Here is a 17,898-nt window from a genome sequence, read left to right as displayed (position 1 = left end):
GGCGTCAATCGAGCCAGCTGACGATCTTGCCGCCGCGGTCGGCCACCGCCTCCGCCTGCGCCAGCCGTACCGCATGGAATATGAGGCTTACAACCGACCACAGCGCGACCAGCTGGATGCCGATATCCGGCCGCCCCGCGAGCAGCGAGGCAAACAGGATGATCATGTTCGGATTGCGACGCGCCGTCACCAGCCGGAACTTGCTGTCGACCGGCCGCCAGACATGGATGTGCATTCCGAAGCGATGCTTGAACCACCCTTCGATCCCGCGACCGAGGACGTAGGCGCCGACGATCACCGCGACGACTGCGCCCTTGTACACCTCCTCCAGCTGGTGCCCGGCGGTGCCCAGCCCGTGCACCCACGCCCACCACCAGAAAGGAGGGTGGAGGAGGTCGGTGCCATGGTCGAACACGTCCCCCCATTTCGACGATTGGCCGGTGCAGCGGGCAAGCTTTCCATCGACCGTGTCGAGCACCATGAAGACGAAGCCGGCGGCAAAGCCGGTCCAGTAGCTGCCGATCCAGAACAGCCAGAATGCGGCCACGCAGAAGGCGAAGCCGATCAGCGTTACCATGTTGGGCGTCATGCCGGCCATCGCCGCCCAGCGGGTCAGCCAGAAGGCGGGCCGCCGCCACAGGTAGAGCGTCAGCACGTCGGTCACGCCCTTGTACGCGGCGTCGTAGAAGGCGCGTTCCACCGCCAGGCTGTTGCCCACGCTGAGCGGCATCACGAACGGCCGTTCACGCTTGCGCAGCTCGAAATAGCTGAGCTCGGCGGTGTCGGCATCGAGCATTTCCAGCCCGGCCGGCGTCAGGTCAGGCCCGAGCATCGCCGCGATCATCGCGTCGGCCTCGCCGGCCGGCACATTCGCAAGCACCGGCCGGCCGTCCTTTGCCAGCACCGTTCCCGGCCGCCGGGCGAGCTCCTTCAGCCAGGCGGGATCCCAGGCGAACTGGAGATTGCCGAGCAACAGGTCGCCGCCGCCGTCGGACGCGCCCGCGGCGATCGGCAGACCCGCATTTGCCGCCAGCCGTTCGGCACGGACCCGCGCGGGTTGCCCGAACAGGCAGGCGTTCGTCTCGCCGATGGCAAGAAAACGGGGCTTGGACGAAGGGGAAGTGCCGCTCAACATGTGTCGAGGTGCCTACTTGCCCAAGCGGGGCAAGAAAAGGGCAGCTTCTCTCCAGCGCCTTGTCTGTGCCATTCTTTTCGCGCAATCAGTCTCCTGAATGGCTGCAACCGAAGCTTCCTCCGACCCGAAGGACACCAATCTTTTCGCGCCGGCCGGCGCGATGACGATCGGTCGCGCCGGTTCCATGTCGCGCGAACTGGACGACATGCCCGATCCGCTGACCATCGACCTCAGCCGGATCGAGCGAATGGATACGGTCGGAGCCTGGCTGGTCCATCGCGCCGTACGCGACCGCGGGGCGCAGGTCACCGGCATCCACGAGGAATGGCAGGATCTGCTCGATCAGGTCGCCGAAGCCGACCATCCGGCCCGGGTCATTCCCGAAAAGGAAGGCGGCGTGGTCGCCGAGCTGGGCGCGGCGACGATTGACTCAGGGAGGACGCTGGTCGGCCTGCTGGGCTTTTTCGGCGCGACGCTGATCGGCTTTCTCAACCTGTTCAAACAGCCCAAGCGCTTCCGCTTCAATGCCGTGGTGCAGCGCTTCGATGTGGTCGGTGTTCGCGCGTTGGGCATCATCGGCCTGATGAGCTTCCTGATCGGCATCGTCATCGGCCAGCAGGGCGCGGTTCAGCTGCAGCAGTTCGGTGCCGAGGTCTACACGGTGAATCTCGTTGGCCGGATCACGGTCCGTGAGCTTGGCCCGCTGATGACGGCGATCATGGTCGCCGGTCGGTCGGGCAGCGCGTTCGCGGCGCAGATCGGGACCATGAAGATCACGGAAGAGGTCGACGCGATGCGCACCATCGGCGTGTCACCGATCGAAGCGCTGGTGATCCCCCGGATGATCGCCTGCGTGCTGATGATGCCGCTGCTCGCCTTCTGGGCGATGATCGCGTCGCTGATCGGGGGCGGCCTGTTCTGCTGGGTGAGCCTTGGCATTCCGCCGCTGACCTATATCCAGCTGCTGGGCGACGTGGTGCCGGCGACCGACCTGTGGGTCGGACTGATCAAGGCGCCGGTGTTCGGTTTCATCATCGCACTCGCTGGCTGCTTCCAAGGCATGCTGGTGGCCAACGATGCCGAGCAGGTCGGCCTCAAGACCACGGCCGCCGTGGTCCAGTCGATCTTCCTGGTGATCGTGCTCGACGCCGTGTTTGCCGTCTTCTTCAGCTCGGTCGGCTGGATTTGACGGCCTCGTCGTCCGTTCCGGTGCTGCCCGAGGGCGAGACCCCGATCATCAAGGTGCGCGGGCTGCGCAACGCGTTTGGCGACTCCGTGGTCCACGACAACCTCGACCTCGACGTCCGCCGGGGCGAGATCATCGGCGTGGTTGGCGGATCGGGTACCGGCAAGTCGGTGCTGATGCGCTCCATCATCGGGCTGCAGACGCCGGAAGCGGGCGAAGTCGAGGTGCTGGGCGAAAACATGATCGGCCGGTCGGAGGACGAGGCCAAGAACATCCGCCGGCGCTGGGGCATCCTTTTCCAGAATGGTGCGCTGTTCTCCACCTTGACCGTGGCCGAGAATGTGGAGGTACCGATCCGGGAATATTTCCCGTTCATCAAGCCGCCGCTGCTGGACGAGATCGCGGGCTACAAGATCGCCATGTCGGGCCTGCCCCCGGATGCCGGCGCAAAATACCCGTCCGAATTGTCCGGCGGCATGCGCAAGCGCGCGGGGCTTGCGCGGGCGCTGGCGCTGGATCCGGAACTGCTGTTCCTCGACGAGCCGACGGCGGGATTGGACCCGATCGGTGCTCAAGCGTTTGACCAGCTGATCCTCAACCTGCGCGAGAACCTCAACCTGACTGTCTTCCTCATCACTCACGACCTCGACAGCCTTTACGCCATCTGCGACCGGGTGGCCGTGCTGGCCGACCGGCGAGTGATCGCGGTGGACACGATTGATCGCTTGCTCCAGTTGGATCATCCTTGGATTCAAGAATATTTTAACGGGCCGCGCGGACGCGCTGCCGCGGCAGCGTAGCGGGGACGCGAAGAAGGGCCATGGAAACTCGTTCCAACCAAGTGCTGGTGGGCAGCGTCGTGCTGGCGCTGCTGATCGGCTTGCTGCTGTTCGCGGTCTGGATCGCCGGCCTCAATACCGAGCAGCGGCGCTGCTTCGACATCTATTTCAGCCAAGGCGTCGGCGGCCTCAACCGCGGTTCGAATGTCAGCTTCTCCGGCGTTCCGGTGGGCCAGATCACCCGCATCTCGCTGCTGCCCGACCGGCCCGAATTCGTGTGGGTTCGAATCGAGGTGAGCGAGGACACCCCGGTGCTGCAGGGCACGACCGCGCAGATCAAGGGAGTCGGCTTCACCGGCGTGTCCGAGATCCAGCTGGACGGTGCGGTCAAGGGTGCGCGACCATTGACGCAGCCGGGTCCGCAGGGGTGTCCGGTGGTGCCGTCCTCCTCCGGCGGCTTGGGCGCGCTACTCAACTCCGCGCCGGAACTGCTCGACCGCATCCAGCGGCTGACCGAGCGCCTGACCGAGTTGCTGAGCGATCGCAATCAGAACGCGATTTCCGACATTCTCGAGAACGTCGACACGACCACGCGGGTGCTCGCAGAGCGGGCGCCGGAACTGGCCGACACGGTGGCCGATGCCCGGATCGCCGCCCGCAATGCCAGCGAGGCGGCGGCCAATGTCGCGCGGCTGGCGAACAGCACCGACCGGCTGGTGAACGAGCAGGGCCGCCCCGCGGCGGAGGACCTGCGCAAATCGATCGCTTCCATCCAGCAGACCACCGCCAACATCGACGCCCTGGTCGCGGACGCCCGCCCCGGCGTGCAGAACCTGACCAAATCCACTCTGCCCGAAGTCAATCGCCTAGTCCGCGACCTGCGCGACCTGACCGAAAGCCTGGACGGTGTCAGCCAGCGACTGGAACAGGGCGGCGTGACCGGCGTGCTCGGCCCGCCCAAACTGCCGGACCACAAGCCTGGAAAGACTAATTGATGCGCGCCTTTCGCCTCGCTCTCCCACTCGCCGCCGCGCTTGCCCTGTCCGCCTGCTTCGGCGGTGGCAAGACGCCGGCCACGCTGCTCACCCTGACGCCCCAGGCCGCGCCGGTGCAGATCGCCCGCTCGGCCTCTGCCGGCGAAGCGGTCACGATCGAAGCGCCCGGCATCAGCAAGGAGATCCGGCAGGTGCGGGTTCCCGTGCTGGAGGCGCCCGGCCGCGTCACCTATGTCGAGGACCTGCAATATGTCGACACGCCCGACCGGCTGTTCCAGCAGCTACTGACTGAGACGGTGAAGCGCACCACCAGCCGGGTGGTGCTGGATCCCAGGCAGTCCTCGCTCGACCCGGCCCTGCGCGTCACCGGCACGCTGGAGCGCTTCGGCTATGACGCCGCCACCGGTCAGGTGATCGTGATCTTCGACGCCAGCCTGTCCACCGGCGGAGGCGCGCGAGTGGAAACGCGTCGGTTCGAGGCGACCGCACCGGCCGACGGAACCGCCGCGACGGTCGGCCCGGCGATCAACCAGGCCGCCAACGCCGTTGCGTTGCAGGCAGCCCAGTGGATCGGCGGCTGAGGGTGTCAACCTAGCGACTTGCTCGCCTGCTCGAACACGTCCTTGCTGAGACCAGGGGTCGCCACGATCCGTTCCAGCGCCGCGCGCATCAGGCCGGCCCGGCCCGGCTCCAGCTTGCGCCAGCGGCCGAGCGGGGGGACGAAGCGGGCGGCGGTTTGCGGATTGAGCTTGTCCGCCTCCAGGATCATTCCGGCGAGGAAGTCGTAGCCGCGGCCATCCTCGCGGTGGAACGCGAATGGCGACGCCGTAAACGCACCGACCAATGCCCGCAGCCGATTGGGGTTGGCGAGCGTAAAGTCCGGATGACGGGCGAGCCGTTCGACCGTATCGATCGCATCGTAACGGTTGGTCGACGCCTGCACTCCGAACCATTTGTCGATCACCAGCTGATCGTGGCGGTAGCGGTCGTAGAATGTCGCCAGGGCGGCCTCCGCGGGTGGGCCGCCCAGCATCGCGAGCACGGCCAGGGCCGATTGCCGCTCGGTCATGGTCCGGGCACCCTCGAACTGCTCCTTTGCCAGCTGAGTGGCCTGTGCGGGCTCACCGGCCGCCAGATAGCCCAGCGTCGCTGCCCGCAGCCGCCGCAGGCCCTTGTCGGCGCCCGACCGGCTCTCCGGGTCGGCGGCGGAAGCAGCGCGATAATGCTCGACGAGTTCGGAGCCGAGCGCCTGCCCGACCGCCGCGCGCAGGCCGTCACGCACCTTATGCACCTGGGCCGGATCCGACGTTTCCAGCCGTTCCGCCAGCAGGGTCTCGCTCGGCAGGATGATCGCATCTGCCTTGAACGCCGGATCGAGCGCATTCGACTGCAGCGTCGAGCGGATGGCCGCGATCACCGGCTCGGCGTCGACATGGTCGCCCCCGATCCCGCGCAACAGCTCGCGCAGCATCAGCTCCTGCACCGCCTCGTAGCGGGCGAAGCTGTCGGTGTCGGCCACCGCCAGCGCCTCGAGCTCGCCGGGCCGGCGCTCCGCCTCGACGATCACCGGCGCGGAGAAATGGCGGTTGATCGAAAGAAAGGCAGGTTCGCTTGCGGGCAGGTCGATGGTCTGCTCCGCCTCATGCAGCAGCACGGTCTGCTCGGGCATCGCCTCCGCCAGACTGTCCCGCCCGATCAACGCGACCTTCAACGGGATGAGCATCGGCTGCTTTTCCGCCTGTCCCGGCGTAGATGGCAGGATCTGCCGCAAATGGAGGCGAGTCGCCTGACCGACCTGCTCCAGCCGCGCCTGCACACGCGGCGTTCCGGCCTGCGAATACCATAGGCGGAACTGCGCCAGGTCGATCCCGCTGGCGTCCTCCATCGCCTTGACGAAATCCTCGCAGGTCACCGCCTGCCCGTCGTGCCGCGCGAAATAGAGGTCCGTCCCCGCGCGATATTGATCGGGCCCAAGGATGGTGCGCAGCATGCGGATCACCTCGGCGCCCTTGTTATAAACGGTCGCGGTGTAGAAGTTGGCGATCTCCATGTAGCTGTCCGGCCGGATCGGGTGGGCGAGCGGCCCTGCATCCTCCGGGAACTGAGCGGCCCTGAGCGTCCGGACCTGGTCGATCCGCTCCACCGCTTCCGACCCCATGGCGGCCGAAAATTGCTGGTCGCGAAAGACGGTCAGCCCTTCCTTCAATGACAGCTGGAACCAGTCGCGGCAGGTGACCCGATTGCCCGACCAGTTGTGGAAATATTCGTGCGCGACCACCGCCGCGATCGCGTCGAAGTCCGCATCGCTGGCGGTATCGGTATCGGCCAGGATGTAGCGCGAGTTGAAGATGTTGAGCCCCTTGTTCTCCATCGCGCCGAAGTTGAAATCGGCGACGGCGACGATGTTGAACCGGTCGAGGTCGTACTCGCGGCCATAGGCCTGTTCGTCCCAGGCCATCGACGTCTTCAGTGCCCACATCGCATGTTCGGTCTTGGGAAGGTCGGCCTCGCGAACCCAGATCCCAAGCTCGACCTCGCGCCCGCTCGCCGTGATGAAGCGGTCGCGATTGACCGCCAGGTCGCCGGCGACCAGCGCGAACAGGTAGCAGGGCTTGGGGAACGGGTCTTCCCACACCGCCCAATGGGTGCCCCCCTCGCCCTCGCCGCTGTCGACCGGATTGCCGTTCGCCAGCAGCACGGGGTAGCGCCTCTTGTCGGCGCTCATCCGAACCCGGTAGCGGCTGAGGACGTCGGGACGATCCGGAAAGAAGGTGATGCGGCGGAAACCTTCGGCTTCGCACTGGGTGCAGAGCAGGCCGCCAGAGGCGTAGAGCCCCATCAGCTGCGTATTCCGGTCAGGGGCGATCACAACCTCGGTCTCGATGACCGCCGAAGCGCCCTCGATCGCAACGACCAGCGTGCCGCCTTCCATCCGGTGTTCGACCGGCACGCCGTCGACCCGAACGGCGATCAGCTCCAGTTCCTCGCCGTCGAGCCTAAGCGGCCGGTCGTGCTCGCCGTTGCGGTCGACCTGCAAGCGCGCACGCACCACCGTGCGCGCCGGGTCCAGATCGAACTCCAGCTCCAGCGAAGGGACCAGCCAGTCCGGCGCCCGGTAGTCCTCCCGGCGAACGATTGGCGGAGTGGCGGGGGCAGTGGCTGGGCGGGCGTCTAGCATGGGATGGGATTTAGGCAGCCGGCACGAAAGTCGCTAGCCCGACCGCGGCGGACCGGTTAGCCTCCGTGGCGGGGGAGAAATCAGCTCATGAGCAGCTTTGCGCTTGCCGCCACGGCAGCCTTCGACGTCGACGCGGCAACGCAGGCCTATCTGAACATGGTCCAAGGCGCAGCGCGCGAACGATCCAATGCCTATTTCGAGGGCGGCTATTGGCTGCTGTTGTGGAGCACTGTGTTGAATGTGCTCGTGAACTGGGCGCTGCTCCACTTCGGTTGGTCGGCGCGCTGGAGTGCCTGGGCGGGACGAGTGACCCGGCGGGAATGGCTAAGGCCCGCGCTCTACGCGCTGCCCTACATTCTCGCGACCACGCTGATCATGGCGCCATGGTCGATCTACACCGGCTTCTTTCGCGAACGCTCTTACGGCCTCATGAACCTTTCGCTCGGCGGCTGGCTTGGCGAACAGGGTATCGGCTTTGCCCTTTCGCTGGTCGTGATGCCGCTGGTCCTGATGGCGCTATTCGCGGTGGTCCGGCGGGCACCGCGCAGCTGGTGGCTTTGGGGCACGGGGGTCGCGGTCGCCCTGCTCACCTTCGCGGCTCTCATCAGTCCGGTCTTCATTTCCCCGCTGTTCAACACCTATCAGCCCATGGCCGAGGGACCGCTGCGCGATGAAATCCTGGCCATGGCCAAGGCGAACAACATCCCGGCGGACAATGTTTACGTCTTCGACGCGTCCAAGCAGACCGATCGAATCTCGGCAAACGTCAGCGGCCTCGGCCCGACCGTCCGCATTTCGCTGAACGACAATCTGCTCAACCGAACCTCGCCCGAAGAGGTCAAGGCGGTGATGGGGCACGAGATGGGCCATTATGTCCTTGATCATGTCCTGAAGCGCATCCTCAGCGTCGGGCTGGTGCTGCTCACGCTGTTCTTCGTCCTGTGGTGGGTAACGCCGAGGCTGCTGCGCCGCCACTCGGACCGATGGAAGGTGGCCGGGCCGGCCGATCCCGCGGCGCTGCCGGCCTATGCGATCGTGGCCGGCATCGTCATGATGCTGATGACCCCAATCCTAAATTCGATCACGCGCGTCAGCGAGATCGAGGCGGACAGCTTCGGACGCGATGCCGCGCGGGAGCCGGACGGCTTCGCGCGGGTCGCCATGCGCCTGTCCGAATATCGCAAGCTGGAACCGGGCAGGCTGGAGGAAATTGTCTTCTTCACCCACCCGTCGGGCTACAACCGGGTCCGGGCATCGATGGAGTGGAAGGCTCGCCACCTCAATGAACTGCCGCCGGCCGAGCGCGCCATCCAGCGCCCGCCGCCGCTACCGCCGAAATCCTAGTCGGCGACCGGCGGCGGCGCGGGCGACCGGCGGCTCATCACCGCCAGCACCATCCCGCCGATCGCCAGCGATGCGCCGGCCGCCGAAAGAATCGTCCATTGATAGCGTTCGAACAGCGTCGACAGCGCCATGGCGACGATCGGCACCAGCGCGCTTGAATAGGCCGCCTTGCCGGGTCCGATCTTGCGCACGACCGGAAAGTAGAGGCTGAAGCACAGGGCGGAGGCAAAGACGGCGAGATAGATGAGACCCAGCCAGTAGGTCAGTCGCCATTCAATCACCGGTGGCCCGGCGATGGCCAGTGCCAGCGCTCCGTCAACCGTCGCGCCGGCCAGCATCGCCCAGGCGAGCATGGTCAGCACGGGAATGTGGCGCGCCCGTTCCGTCGCCTGCAGCACGTTGCTTAAGGACGCCCCGAGCACGCCCAGCAGGGTCCAGCTGATCCCCGCCACCACTGCCGCGGCGTCTGCCTGGTCGCGCCGAAGCTCCTGCCAGAACAATAGGCCGATACCGGCGATGGCGACGGCGGAGCAGGCCATGAACCTGCCGCCCGGCTTCTGCCCGAGCAGCGCCCATGCGAGCAGGCTGTTGGGGATCAGCAGCAGCGCGAATACCGTCGCGACCAGCCCGGAGGTGATATAATGCTCGGCGACATAGACCGCGTTGAAATTGATGCAGAACTGGAACACGCCGATTGCGGCGACGAACAGCCAGTCGGACCGGGCGAGCCTCAGCGGTGACTTCTTCCACCTGGCGATGGCGAACATGGCGGCGGCGGCGATGATGAAGCGGTAGGTCACCGACCATTGCGGCGGTACCGCCCCAAGCTGATCGCGGATAACGATCCAGGTCGACCCCCAGATCAGGGTGAAGATGATGAAGGGGAGAGCCACTCCCCTCGCGCGCTCGCTCACAAGGCGCGGATGGCGGCGGCCAGCCGATCGACCGCGGCAAGGTCCTGGTCCCAGCTGGTCACCAGCCGGGCCTCGCCCACCCCCCAGTCGTAAAAGTCATAGCCCTGGGCCCGCAGGTCAGCCGCTTCGTCGGCCGTTAGCCGAAGGAAGATCTCGTTTGCCTGCACCGGGTAGACCAGCCGCTCGCCCGCCGCGGCAGCCAACCGTTGCGCGGCATCGTTGGCGATGCGGGCGTTGGTCAGCCAGATCTCCTCGTCCAGCATGGCCAGCAATTGAGAGGCCAGATAGCGGCCCTTGCTGAGCAGGTGCCCGGCCCGCTTGCGCCGCCGGATCACGCTGTCGACAAGCTCGGGCTTGAACAGGATCAACGCTTCGCTCGACAGCCCGCCGTTCTTGACGAAGCCAAAGCTCAGCGCGTCCACCCCCGCCCTCCACGTCAGCTCGGCAGGTGAGGCCCCGGTCGACACCACCGCATTTGCGAAGCGCGCGCCATCGAGATGGAAGCCGAGGCCGTGCGTATGCGCAAACTCGCCTAGCGCCGCCGTTTCCTCCGGCGTGTAGACGAGGCCATATTCCGAAGCGTTGGTAATCGACAGGGCGTGCGGCTGGGTCTGGTGCACGTCGGCGCGGATGCGTCCACGCGCTTCCGCCACAGCGTCGACCGTCAGCTTGGCGCCCGGCCCATCGACCAGCAGCAGCTTGGCCCCGCCCGAAAAGAACTCGGGTGCGCCGGCCTCGTCGACATTGATGTGCGCCTCGCGGTGGCACAGCACACCGCCATAGGGCGGGACCATCGCCGCCAGCGCAAGGCAGTTGGCCGCGGTGCCCGTCGTCACCCACAGGGCCGTGACATCGGTTTCGAACAGGTCGGAAAAGGCGGCGTCGAGCTTCTGGCTCCAGGCGTCGCCGTCGTAAGCGGTGTCGAGCCGGTTGGCCGCGATCATCGCCTCAAGGACGGCGGGGTGCGCGGCGGCGGCGTTATCGGAGAAGAAGCGCATGGTTCCCACTACCTCCCGCTGGTCTGAAGACCAGCGATCTTTTGCGGCGACCTGCCACTGGCGGGTCGCTCTTCGCAAAAGATGGTGCTGCCGGTGAGGATTGAACTCACGACCTCAGCCTTACCAAGGATGCGCTCTACCACTGAGCTACGGCAGCACTGTCCGGGGGACGGGCGGGCCTATGGCCGCGCGGCCTCCGCTATGTCAAGGCAAGAGAATGAGCGACAAGGATAAAGCCGAACGGCTGGCCGCGCAGCTGCGGGAAAATCTGCGCAAGCGGAAGGACCAGGCGCGCACCAAAGAGCGGCATAAGTTGACGGAAGATACCGCTCGCCCTGAGCGGAGCAACGAAGGAGCGTAGGCGAAGGGCGTTCTCTCGTGCTTGCGCCCTTCGACTACGCTGCGCTTCGCTCAGGACGAGCGATCACAGCGCAGCGCACGCCTTCTCCAGCCACGCTCGTTCCTCACCGTCCAAGGTCGGCCCGATCTTTTCCACCACCTGCCGGTGATAATCGTTGAGCCACTGAACCTCGGCCAAGCTCAGCATCTCGCGGACGATCAGCCGCCGCTCGATCGGGGCGAAGGTCAGCGTCTCGAAGCCGAGCATCTCCTTTTCCGCCCCATCGATCTCGACCGGCACCACCAGCACCAGATTCTCGATCCGGATACCGTATTCGCCCGTCTTGTAATAACCCGGCTCGTTCGAAAGGATCATGCCCGCGGCCAGCGGCTCGTCGCCGCCGGCATAGGCACCGCCGACCGGCGCGATGCGCTGCGGCCCTTCGTGCACCGACAGGAAGCTGCCGACTCCGTGTCCGGTGCCGTGCGCGTAATCCAGCCCCGCCTCCCACAGCGGCCGCCGGGCAAAGCTGTCCAGCTGCCCGCCCCGGGTGCCCTTGGGGAAGACGGCGGTGGCGATGGCGATATGGCCCTGCAGCACGCGCGTGAAGCGGTCGCGCATCTCGGCCGTCGGCTCGCCGATCGCCAGCGTACGGGTGATGTCCGTCGTGCCGTCGACATACTGTCCGCCCGAATCGATCAGGTACAGCGAGCCCTGCTCCAACTTGCGGTTGGTCTTTTCGGTGGAGCGATAGTGGACGATGGCGCCATTCGGCCCAGCGCCGGAGATGCTGTCGAAGCTGAGGTCGCGCAGTTCCGGGTTTTCCCGCCGCAATGCCTCCAGCTTGTTCGAAGCGGTGAGCTCGTCCAGCTCGCCCGCTGGCGCCTCCGACTCGACCCACTTGAGAAAGCGCGCGATCGCCGCCCCGTCGCGCACCTGCGCCGACCGATGCCCCGCCAGCTCCGCGTCATTCTTGATCGCCCGCGGCAGCACCGTCGGGTCGCGGACCGCGACCACGTTCGCTCCCGCGCCTTCCAGCGCCTCGAAGATCGCCGCGACCGACCGCTCCGGATCGACCGCCACCGTCTTGCCACCCAAGCCACCGAGCGCGTCCTCGAACGCCGACCGCTCATGCAGCCGGACCCCGTTGCCGAGGTGCTGCATCAGGTCCGGCGTCACCTTTTCACCCGCCACGAACAGGTCGGAGGTACCGTCCGCATGGACCAGCGCATAGGCCAGCGCGACCGGGGTGTGGCTGACGTCCGTGCCGCGCACGTTGAAGGTCCAGGCGATCGAATCCAGCGCCGCCAGCACCGCCGCGTCCGCCTTCTGCTCGCCCAGCCAGTCGGCAATGGTCTGCCGCTTGTCAGCGGAAGACCGCCCGGCCAACCGCTCGGGATGCACGGCCAGCGCGGCCTTTGACGCCTCGGGCCGATCCGCCCACACCCGGTCGATCGGATTATCCCTGACCGGCACCAGGCTCGCGCCCTTCGCGCCAAGCGCCTTGCCCGCCTGCTCCACCCAATCCTTGCGGTGCAGCCACGGGTCGTAGCCGATCCGCGCCCCTTCCGGCGCATGTTCCTTCAGCCAGCCGGCAATGCTCGTCTCCGGCACCGACTGATACTGCCACTGCTCGCCGTCGACCTGTTGACGCACCTGCAAAGTGTAGCGCCCGTCGGTGAAGATCGCCGCTTCCGCCGGCAGCACAACTGCGCTGCCTGCCGATCCTTCGAACCCCGTCAGCCAGGCCAGCCGCTGCGCATAGGAGCCGACATATTCGCTCATATGCTCGTCGGTCAGCGGCACGACAAAGCCGTCGAGGCCATCGGACTTGAGCTGGACACGGAGGGCGGAGAGGCGGTCGGCGTAAGTGGACATGGGCCGCCCTCTACCGCGCTTTTGCGCTGGACGCAGCAGCCTCTTGTCGGTGATGAGGTTGGCAACCCATCTGTGGAGAGACCATGCGCCTGTTCCCCCTCGCCGCGGCGTTGATCGCGGCCAGCCCACTCCCCGCTTCAGCCCAGAAAGTCCCCATGAACCGAGCCGCCGAACTCCCCGCCCCGCCCAAGGCCGAGCAGCGCCCTTACGCTTACGAACGGCACGGGATTCGCATCGAGGACCCTTATGCCTGGCTGCGCGACAAGGATTATCCCAAGGTCGATGACGCGGATGTGCTCGCCTACCTCAAGGCGGAAAACGCCTATTTCGATGCGTGGAAGGCGCCGCGTCAGCAGCTGATCGACACGCTGTTCGAAGAGATGAAGGGTCGGCAAAAGGAGGATGATTCCTCCGTTCCGGTCAAGGATGGCGACTATCTCTATTGGTGGGCGTTCCAGCCGGGCGCGCAATATCGGCAGTGGTATCGCAAGCCGGTGAAGGATGGCGCGCTCGCACCCGCTCGTCCTGAGCGAAGCGCAGCGAAGTCGAAGGGCGTTTCTCCCGACCAACGCCCTTCGACTTCAGCTCCTACGGAGCTTCCGCTCAGGACGAGCGAGGGAGAACTCATCTTCGATGAGGTGAAGGAAGCGGCGGGCAAGGAGTATTTTCGCCTTGGCGCAATGGAGGTCAGCCCGGATGGCCGCCTCGCCGCCGTGCTGATCGACGACAACGGCTCCGAGCGGTTCAAGCTGAAGATCCGCGACCTCCTCACTGGCAAGGACCTGGAGACGGTCACCGAAGTCGGCATCGGCTCGCCGGTGTGGACCAGCGACAGCAAGGGCGTGGTGTTCACGGAGGTGAACGATAACTGGCGCAGCTACCGCGCCCGCTACCACCGGGTCGGCGCGCCGCTGGGCGAGACCCGCACCCTATACGAAGAAACGCTGGACAAGGGCTTTTCGGTCGGTGTCGGCCAAAGCCAGGACAAGAGCCTGATCTTCATCGCCACTGGCGACAACACCACCAGCGAGGTGCGCTTCGTTTCCGCGTCCGATCCGACCAGGCCGCTGACGCTCATCAGCCCGCGAAGCAAGGACCGGCAGTATGAAGCCGACGCGGCGCACGGCCGCTTATGGATCCTCACCAACGACAAGCACGTCAATTTCCGCGTGGTGTCGGCCGATCCGAAGACCCCGGGCAGATGGACCGAGGTCGTCCCCGGCTCCGACCGCACCTACCTGCGCGGCCTGACCAGCTTCCGCGATCACCTGGCGCTGACCACCCGGGTCGACGGTCTCGATCAGCTGATCCTGCGCGATTACCGGTCGGGTGCGGAAAAGCGCATCCCCTTCGCCGAAGCGAGCTACAACGCCGGCTTTGGAAGCAATCCGGAATATGCGCCCACCGCCTACCGCCTGAGCTACAGCTCGATGGTCACGCCGGGCACGGTCTACGACTATGATCCAAAGACGGACAAGCTCACCACCTTGAAGGTGCAGGAGATCCCGTCGGGCTACGACGCTTCGCAATACGCAACCGAACGGCTGATGCTGCCGACCCGCGACGGCAAGCGCGTTCCGGTCTCGGTCGTTTACAAGAAGGGCTTCAAGAAGGACGGCAGCCAGCCGCTGTTCCTCTATGCCTATGGCGCCTACGGCTATGCCATTCCGCCCAGCTTCTCCGCCTCGCGCCTCAGCCTGCTCGACCGCGGCTATGCTTATGCCATCGCCCACATCCGCGGCGGCGACGACCTTGGCTACCAGTGGTTCCTCGACGGCAAGCTGACCAAGCGGACCAACACCTTCAACGACTTCGTCGATGCGGCGAAGGGTTTGGTCGCGGCGAAGTTCACCTCTCCCGGCAAGATCGCCGCCCAGGGCGGCTCGGCCGGCGGCGAGCTGATGGGCGCGGTGGTGAACTCGGACCCCGACCTGTTCGGCGCCGTGGTCGCCGACGTGCCCTTCGTCGATGTTCTCAACACCATGCTCGACGACACGCTGCCGCTCACGCCGGGCGAGTGGCCGGAGTGGGGTAACCCGATCACCGACAAGGCCGCATTCGACTATATCCGCAGCTATTCGCCCTACGATCAGGTCAAGGCCCACGCCTACCCGCCGCTGCTGATCACCGGCGGCCTCAATGACCCGCGCGTCACCTATTGGGAGCCGGCGAAATGGGCCGCCAAGCTGCGCGACACCAAGACCGATACCAACACCCTGCTCTTGAAGATCAACATGGGCGCGGGTCACGGCGGAAAGTCGGGCCGGTGGGACAGTCTGAAGGAACAGGCGGAAGCCTATGCCTTCGTGCTGACGGAAAACGGCGGGGCGGAGTAGCCGAGCGTCATTGCGAGCGTAGCGAAGCAATCCATTCGCTCTTGCGGCGAGAACTGGATTGCTTCGTCGCTCCGCTCCTCGCAATGACGAGGTGACATGACCAACCCCGTCTTCACCCTCCAGCTCACAGCCCTGCCCGAGCACATCGACGAGCTCGGCCACGTCAACAATGCGGTGTGGGTCCAATGGATTCAGCAGGTCGCGCTGGCGCACTGGTACAGCCTTGCCGACCCGCGCCACGCCGAAGACTATTTCTGGGTGATCGTCCGCCACGAGATCGACTATCTCCGCCCGGCCTTCGAAGGCGACGTGGTCACCGGTCGAACCTGGGTCGGCGAAGCGCCCAAGGGCGCCAAGTTCGACCGGCTGATGGAGTTCACCGGCCCGGACGGGAAGGTGCTGGTCAAGGCGCGCACCACCTGGGCGATCATCGACAAGGCGGCCGGTCGCCCGATCCGCGTGCCGGCGCAGGTGGTCGCGCCATTCCTTTCTCCCGTCACTCCCGCGTAGGCGGGAGTCCATTTCGCAAGCTCGGAAACGGCGAGGCGGTCGGGAGATGGATCCCCATTTTCGCGGGGATGACGGCGGAGCTAGCGAGGATTATCGTGACTTGGTGACCCGTCCCATCCTCCATGACTATTTCCGCTCATCGGCCAGCTACCGCGTTCGCATCGCGCTCAACCTGAAAGGCGTCGAGTACGACCGCCATCCCGTCAGCCTGGTGGACGGCGCACAGAAATCGCCCGAGTATCGCGCGCTCAATCCGCAGGGCTTCGTGCCGATGCTGGAGATCGACGGCCTGAAGCTGACCCAGAGCCTCGCCATTTTAGACTATCTCGACGCCAAGCACCCCGATCCGCCGTTCGTGCCGAAGAAGCCGGGCGACCGGGCACATGTGCTGGCGCTCGCGCTGACGATCGCTTGCGACATCCACCCGCTCAACAACCTCCGGGTGCTGAAATATCTCAAGAGCGAGTTCGGGCAGGAGCAGGACGCCGTGGACCGCTGGTACCGGCACTGGGTCGCCGAAGGTCTCGCCGCGCTCGAGGCGCTGGCCGCGCCACGCGCCGGCCGGTTCCTGTTCGGCGACCAGGTCGGCATGGCGGACATTTGCCTGGTTCCGCAGCTGTACAATGCGCGCCGCTTCGACGTGCCGCTGAAGCCTTACCCCACGCTGGTCCGCGCCGACGAAGCCGCCAGCGCCCTCCCCGCCTTCATCGCCGCCCACCCCGACAATCAGGAGCAGCCATCATGAACCGCGTCGACGCCATCAACGCCGGAATGACCGGAGCGACCGCCCTTGCCGAAGTCGACATTCCCAGCATGGCCGGCAAGGTCAGCGAGGAAGAGTGGAAGCTCCGCATCGATCTCGCCGCCGCCTACCGGCTGGTCGCGCATTACGGTTGGGACGACCTCATCTTCACCCACATGAGCGTAAGGGTGCCCGGCCCCGAGCATCATTTCCTCCTCAACCCCTACAATCTGATGTTCGAGGAGGTGACCGCTTCCTCTTTCATCAAGGTCGACATCCACGGCAATGCGGTCGAACCGACGCCGTTCATCACCAACCCGGCGGGCTTCACAATCCATTCTGCGGTTCACATGGCCCGCGAGGACGCACATGCGGTCATCCATCTCCATACGCCTCACGGTCAGGCCGTCGCGGCGCACGAAGAGGGGCTGCTTCCCCTCACGCAGACGGCGATGCTGGTCGGCGGCGACCTGGCCTTCCACGACTATGAGGGCGTCGCCACCGATCATGACGAGCGCGAGCGGATCGTCGCCGACCTCGGCACCAAGAGCGCGATGCTTCTCCGCAATCACGGCACGCTGACTGTCGGCGAGACCGTCGGCGAGGCGTTCATCCGCATGTATTTCCTGGAACGCGCCTGCGAAGCGCAGATCTACGCCCTGTCCGCCGGCGACCGGATCAACAACCCGCCCCAAGGCACCCCGGAAGTCGCTGCCCAGCAAGGCGCCATGGGCCTGAAGGTTGCCGCGAAACTGCTTGCGTGGCCCGCGCTGCTCAGAAAGGCGTACCGGCTGGACCCGGGGTTCGCGACTTAGCTTTTTCCGGCAACCGAATTGGCAAGAGAGCGGGCGTTCTCCCGAAGCTTCTCGATTTGCTTCGCCATAAGGTCGCGGACATTGCATGCGGTTTTCCAAGTCAGCGCATGCGTCCGCAATGTGGGATCGTTGGGGCTGCGATGAGCCATCGCCAGCAGCCATTGTTCGTCACGCCCGCGCCATACAGTCAAAACACCATGCGTTAAATGCGCGCGCCACTCGACCCAAGATGCCAACTCTGCCAGCGTGCCGGAAATCGCTTGGCCTTTGGCAGCGAAGGGACCTTTGCTGCCCGTCACATCCCGCAAGTGCGCAAACGCCGGACCAACCAGTTGACCAACTTTAACCTTGTCACCGTGCTTGGGGTCGCGGTGGAGATCTCGAAGCAAATCCTCGACGATGACCTCCAGTTCAGCAAAGTGTTGGATGCACTCTCCGCGCCAGCGGTCGGCATTTGCAGACATGCCCTTGAAGGCGTTTGCGTCGTTGAGAGCAGAGTTAGCGGCAACAGGCTGAGCATGCGCGTTCATGCCCCGGCTTTAAGCATCGAAAAGCTAAGGTTGCGTTTAGGCAACGCTGCGGCTTCGCCCGCGCAACCATCTCCCGGATGGTCGCACTCAAGCATCGATAAAGTGGTCGGGGAGAGAGGATTCGAACCTCCGGCCCCTGCCTCCCGAAGACAGTGCTCTACCAGGCTGAGCTACTCCCCGACCGGAACCCGCTGTTTAGCGGGAGCCAAGGCGAGGCG

16 protein-coding genes and 2 tRNA genes are annotated in these 17,898 nt (G+C 65.7%); 10 read left to right on the top strand and 8 right to left on the bottom strand.

Going from position 1 to position 17,898, the window contains the following annotated elements; genetic code table 11:
- Positions 1-4: 4 nt before the first annotated feature.
- Positions 5-1,132 carry a CDP-alcohol phosphatidyltransferase family protein gene (locus tag AC4GYS_RS04920; RefSeq protein WP_491107973.1) on the bottom strand — a complete coding sequence of 376 codons (1,128 nt, stop codon included), beginning with the start codon at positions 1,130-1,132 and terminating at the stop codon, positions 5-7.
- A gap of 100 nt (positions 1,133-1,232) precedes the next feature.
- On the opposite strand from AC4GYS_RS04920, the gene AC4GYS_RS04915 reads away from it, so the two are divergent.
- From AC4GYS_RS04915 to AC4GYS_RS04900, 4 genes are read left to right on the top strand one after another with little or no spacing between them, the layout of a single operon-like run.
- Positions 1,233-2,324 carry an ABC transporter permease gene (locus tag AC4GYS_RS04915; protein ID WP_491107972.1) on the top strand — a complete coding sequence of 364 codons (1,092 nt, stop codon included), beginning with the start codon at positions 1,233-1,235 and terminating at the stop codon, positions 2,322-2,324.
- A complete protein-coding gene (locus AC4GYS_RS04910; RefSeq protein ID WP_491107971.1) occupies positions 2,321-3,121 on the top strand; it encodes an ABC transporter ATP-binding protein in 801 nt (266 codons plus the stop codon). The genes AC4GYS_RS04915 and AC4GYS_RS04910 overlap by 4 nt, the downstream gene beginning before the upstream one ends.
- Positions 3,122-3,141: 20 nt before the next feature.
- On the top strand, positions 3,142-4,095 hold the full coding sequence (locus AC4GYS_RS04905; protein ID WP_491107970.1) for an MlaD family protein: 954 nt from the start codon (positions 3,142-3,144) through the stop codon (positions 4,093-4,095).
- Positions 4,095-4,676, top strand: a complete 582-nt coding sequence (locus AC4GYS_RS04900; protein ID WP_491107969.1) for an ABC-type transport auxiliary lipoprotein family protein — start codon at positions 4,095-4,097, stop codon at positions 4,674-4,676. The genes AC4GYS_RS04905 and AC4GYS_RS04900 overlap by 1 nt, the downstream gene beginning before the upstream one ends.
- Positions 4,677-4,681: 5 nt before the next feature.
- Here AC4GYS_RS04900 and pepN read toward each other — a convergent pair whose 3' ends face one another.
- Entirely contained in the window at positions 4,682-7,273 is a 2,592-nt protein-coding gene (gene pepN, locus AC4GYS_RS04895) for an aminopeptidase N (protein WP_491107968.1), read from the bottom strand.
- 87 nt (positions 7,274-7,360) lie between these two features.
- Here pepN and AC4GYS_RS04890 point away from each other — a divergent pair, with 87 nt between their 5' ends.
- Positions 7,361-8,617, top strand: coding sequence for a M48 family metallopeptidase (locus AC4GYS_RS04890; protein WP_491107967.1), 1,257 nt, complete (start codon positions 7,361-7,363; stop codon positions 8,615-8,617).
- Here the strand turns inward: AC4GYS_RS04890 and AC4GYS_RS04885 are convergent.
- From AC4GYS_RS04885 to AC4GYS_RS04875, 3 genes are all read right to left on the bottom strand, one after another.
- Complete coding sequence (locus AC4GYS_RS04885) at positions 8,614-9,531, bottom strand: DMT family transporter (RefSeq protein ID WP_491107966.1); 918 nt, start codon at positions 9,529-9,531, stop codon at positions 8,614-8,616. The two genes, AC4GYS_RS04890 and AC4GYS_RS04885, sit on opposite strands and share 4 nt — an antisense overlap.
- Positions 9,528-10,529: a threonine aldolase family protein gene (locus AC4GYS_RS04880; protein ID WP_491107965.1), complete on the bottom strand. Its 1,002-nt coding sequence runs from the start codon at positions 10,527-10,529 to the stop codon at positions 9,528-9,530. The genes AC4GYS_RS04885 and AC4GYS_RS04880 overlap by 4 nt, the downstream gene beginning before the upstream one ends.
- Positions 10,530-10,611: 82 nt before the next feature.
- A tRNA-Thr gene (locus tag AC4GYS_RS04875) sits at positions 10,612-10,686 on the bottom strand.
- 60 nt (positions 10,687-10,746) lie between these two features.
- Here AC4GYS_RS04875 and AC4GYS_RS04870 point away from each other — a divergent pair.
- Complete coding sequence (locus tag AC4GYS_RS04870) at positions 10,747-10,890, top strand: hypothetical protein (protein WP_491107964.1); 144 nt, start codon at positions 10,747-10,749, stop codon at positions 10,888-10,890.
- Positions 10,891-10,953: 63 nt separating this feature from the next.
- On the opposite strand, the gene AC4GYS_RS04865 is transcribed toward AC4GYS_RS04870, so the two are convergent.
- Positions 10,954-12,747, bottom strand: a complete 1,794-nt coding sequence (locus AC4GYS_RS04865) for an aminopeptidase P family protein (RefSeq protein WP_491107963.1) — start codon at positions 12,745-12,747, stop codon at positions 10,954-10,956.
- 155 nt (positions 12,748-12,902) lie between these two features.
- Between AC4GYS_RS04865 and AC4GYS_RS04860 the strand changes: the two genes are divergently transcribed.
- The 4 genes from AC4GYS_RS04860 to AC4GYS_RS04845 all read left to right on the top strand — a co-directional run bounded on the left by AC4GYS_RS04860 (position 12,903) and on the right by AC4GYS_RS04845 (position 17,150).
- Positions 12,903-15,083 (top strand): S9 family peptidase, encoded by a 2,181-nt coding sequence (locus tag AC4GYS_RS04860; protein ID WP_491109363.1) that lies wholly within the window; start codon positions 12,903-12,905, stop codon positions 15,081-15,083.
- 96 nt (positions 15,084-15,179) lie between these two features.
- A complete protein-coding gene (locus tag AC4GYS_RS04855; RefSeq protein WP_491107962.1) occupies positions 15,180-15,593 on the top strand; it encodes an acyl-CoA thioesterase in 414 nt (137 codons plus the stop codon).
- 46 nt (positions 15,594-15,639) lie between these two features.
- Positions 15,640-16,338, top strand: a complete 699-nt coding sequence (gene maiA, locus AC4GYS_RS04850) for a maleylacetoacetate isomerase (RefSeq protein WP_491107961.1) — start codon at positions 15,640-15,642, stop codon at positions 16,336-16,338.
- Positions 16,339-16,406: 68 nt separating this feature from the next.
- Positions 16,407-17,150, top strand: coding sequence for a class II aldolase/adducin family protein (locus AC4GYS_RS04845; RefSeq protein ID WP_491109362.1), 744 nt, complete (start codon positions 16,407-16,409; stop codon positions 17,148-17,150).
- Here AC4GYS_RS04845 and AC4GYS_RS04840 read toward each other — a convergent pair.
- Positions 17,147-17,680 carry a hypothetical protein gene (locus tag AC4GYS_RS04840; RefSeq protein ID WP_491107960.1) on the bottom strand — a complete coding sequence of 178 codons (534 nt, stop codon included), beginning with the start codon at positions 17,678-17,680 and terminating at the stop codon, positions 17,147-17,149. The two genes, AC4GYS_RS04845 and AC4GYS_RS04840, sit on opposite strands and share 4 nt — an antisense overlap.
- Positions 17,681-17,783: 103 nt before the next feature.
- Positions 17,784-17,860, bottom strand: a tRNA-Pro gene (locus tag AC4GYS_RS04835).
- Positions 17,861-17,898: the final 38 nt, after the last annotated feature.

The sequence above is a fragment of the Sphingomonas sp. SP1 genome, from assembly GCF_058313395.1.
The sequence above is the reverse complement of the archived record's forward strand: the minus strand, read 5'-3'. Positions and strand labels throughout refer to the sequence as shown.

Coding starts and splice junctions, on each gene's coding strand:
- AC4GYS_RS04915 (WP_491107972.1), top strand. CDS start 1,233: ATGGCTGCAACCGAAGCTTCCTCCGACCCGAAGGACACCAATCTTTTC.
- AC4GYS_RS04905 (WP_491107970.1), top strand. CDS start 3,142: ATGGAAACTCGTTCCAACCAAGTGCTGGTGGGCAGCGTCGTGCTGGCG.
- AC4GYS_RS04900 (WP_491107969.1), top strand. CDS start 4,095: ATGCGCGCCTTTCGCCTCGCTCTCCCACTCGCCGCCGCGCTTGCCCTG.
- pepN (WP_491107968.1), bottom strand. CDS start 7,273: ATGCTAGACGCCCGCCCAGCCACTGCCCCCGCCACTCCGCCAATCGTT.
- AC4GYS_RS04890 (WP_491107967.1), top strand. CDS start 7,361: ATGAGCAGCTTTGCGCTTGCCGCCACGGCAGCCTTCGACGTCGACGCG.
- AC4GYS_RS04880 (WP_491107965.1), bottom strand. CDS start 10,529: ATGCGCTTCTTCTCCGATAACGCCGCCGCCGCGCACCCCGCCGTCCTT.
- AC4GYS_RS04870 (WP_491107964.1), top strand. CDS start 10,747: ATGAGCGACAAGGATAAAGCCGAACGGCTGGCCGCGCAGCTGCGGGAA.
- AC4GYS_RS04865 (WP_491107963.1), bottom strand. CDS start 12,747: ATGTCCACTTACGCCGACCGCCTCTCCGCCCTCCGTGTCCAGCTCAAG.
- AC4GYS_RS04860 (WP_491109363.1), top strand. CDS start 12,903: ATGAACCGAGCCGCCGAACTCCCCGCCCCGCCCAAGGCCGAGCAGCGC.
- AC4GYS_RS04855 (WP_491107962.1), top strand. CDS start 15,180: ATGACCAACCCCGTCTTCACCCTCCAGCTCACAGCCCTGCCCGAGCAC.
- maiA (WP_491107961.1), top strand. CDS start 15,640: ATGGATCCCCATTTTCGCGGGGATGACGGCGGAGCTAGCGAGGATTAT.
- AC4GYS_RS04845 (WP_491109362.1), top strand. CDS start 16,407: ATGGCCGGCAAGGTCAGCGAGGAAGAGTGGAAGCTCCGCATCGATCTC.
- AC4GYS_RS04840 (WP_491107960.1), bottom strand. CDS start 17,680: ATGAACGCGCATGCTCAGCCTGTTGCCGCTAACTCTGCTCTCAACGAC.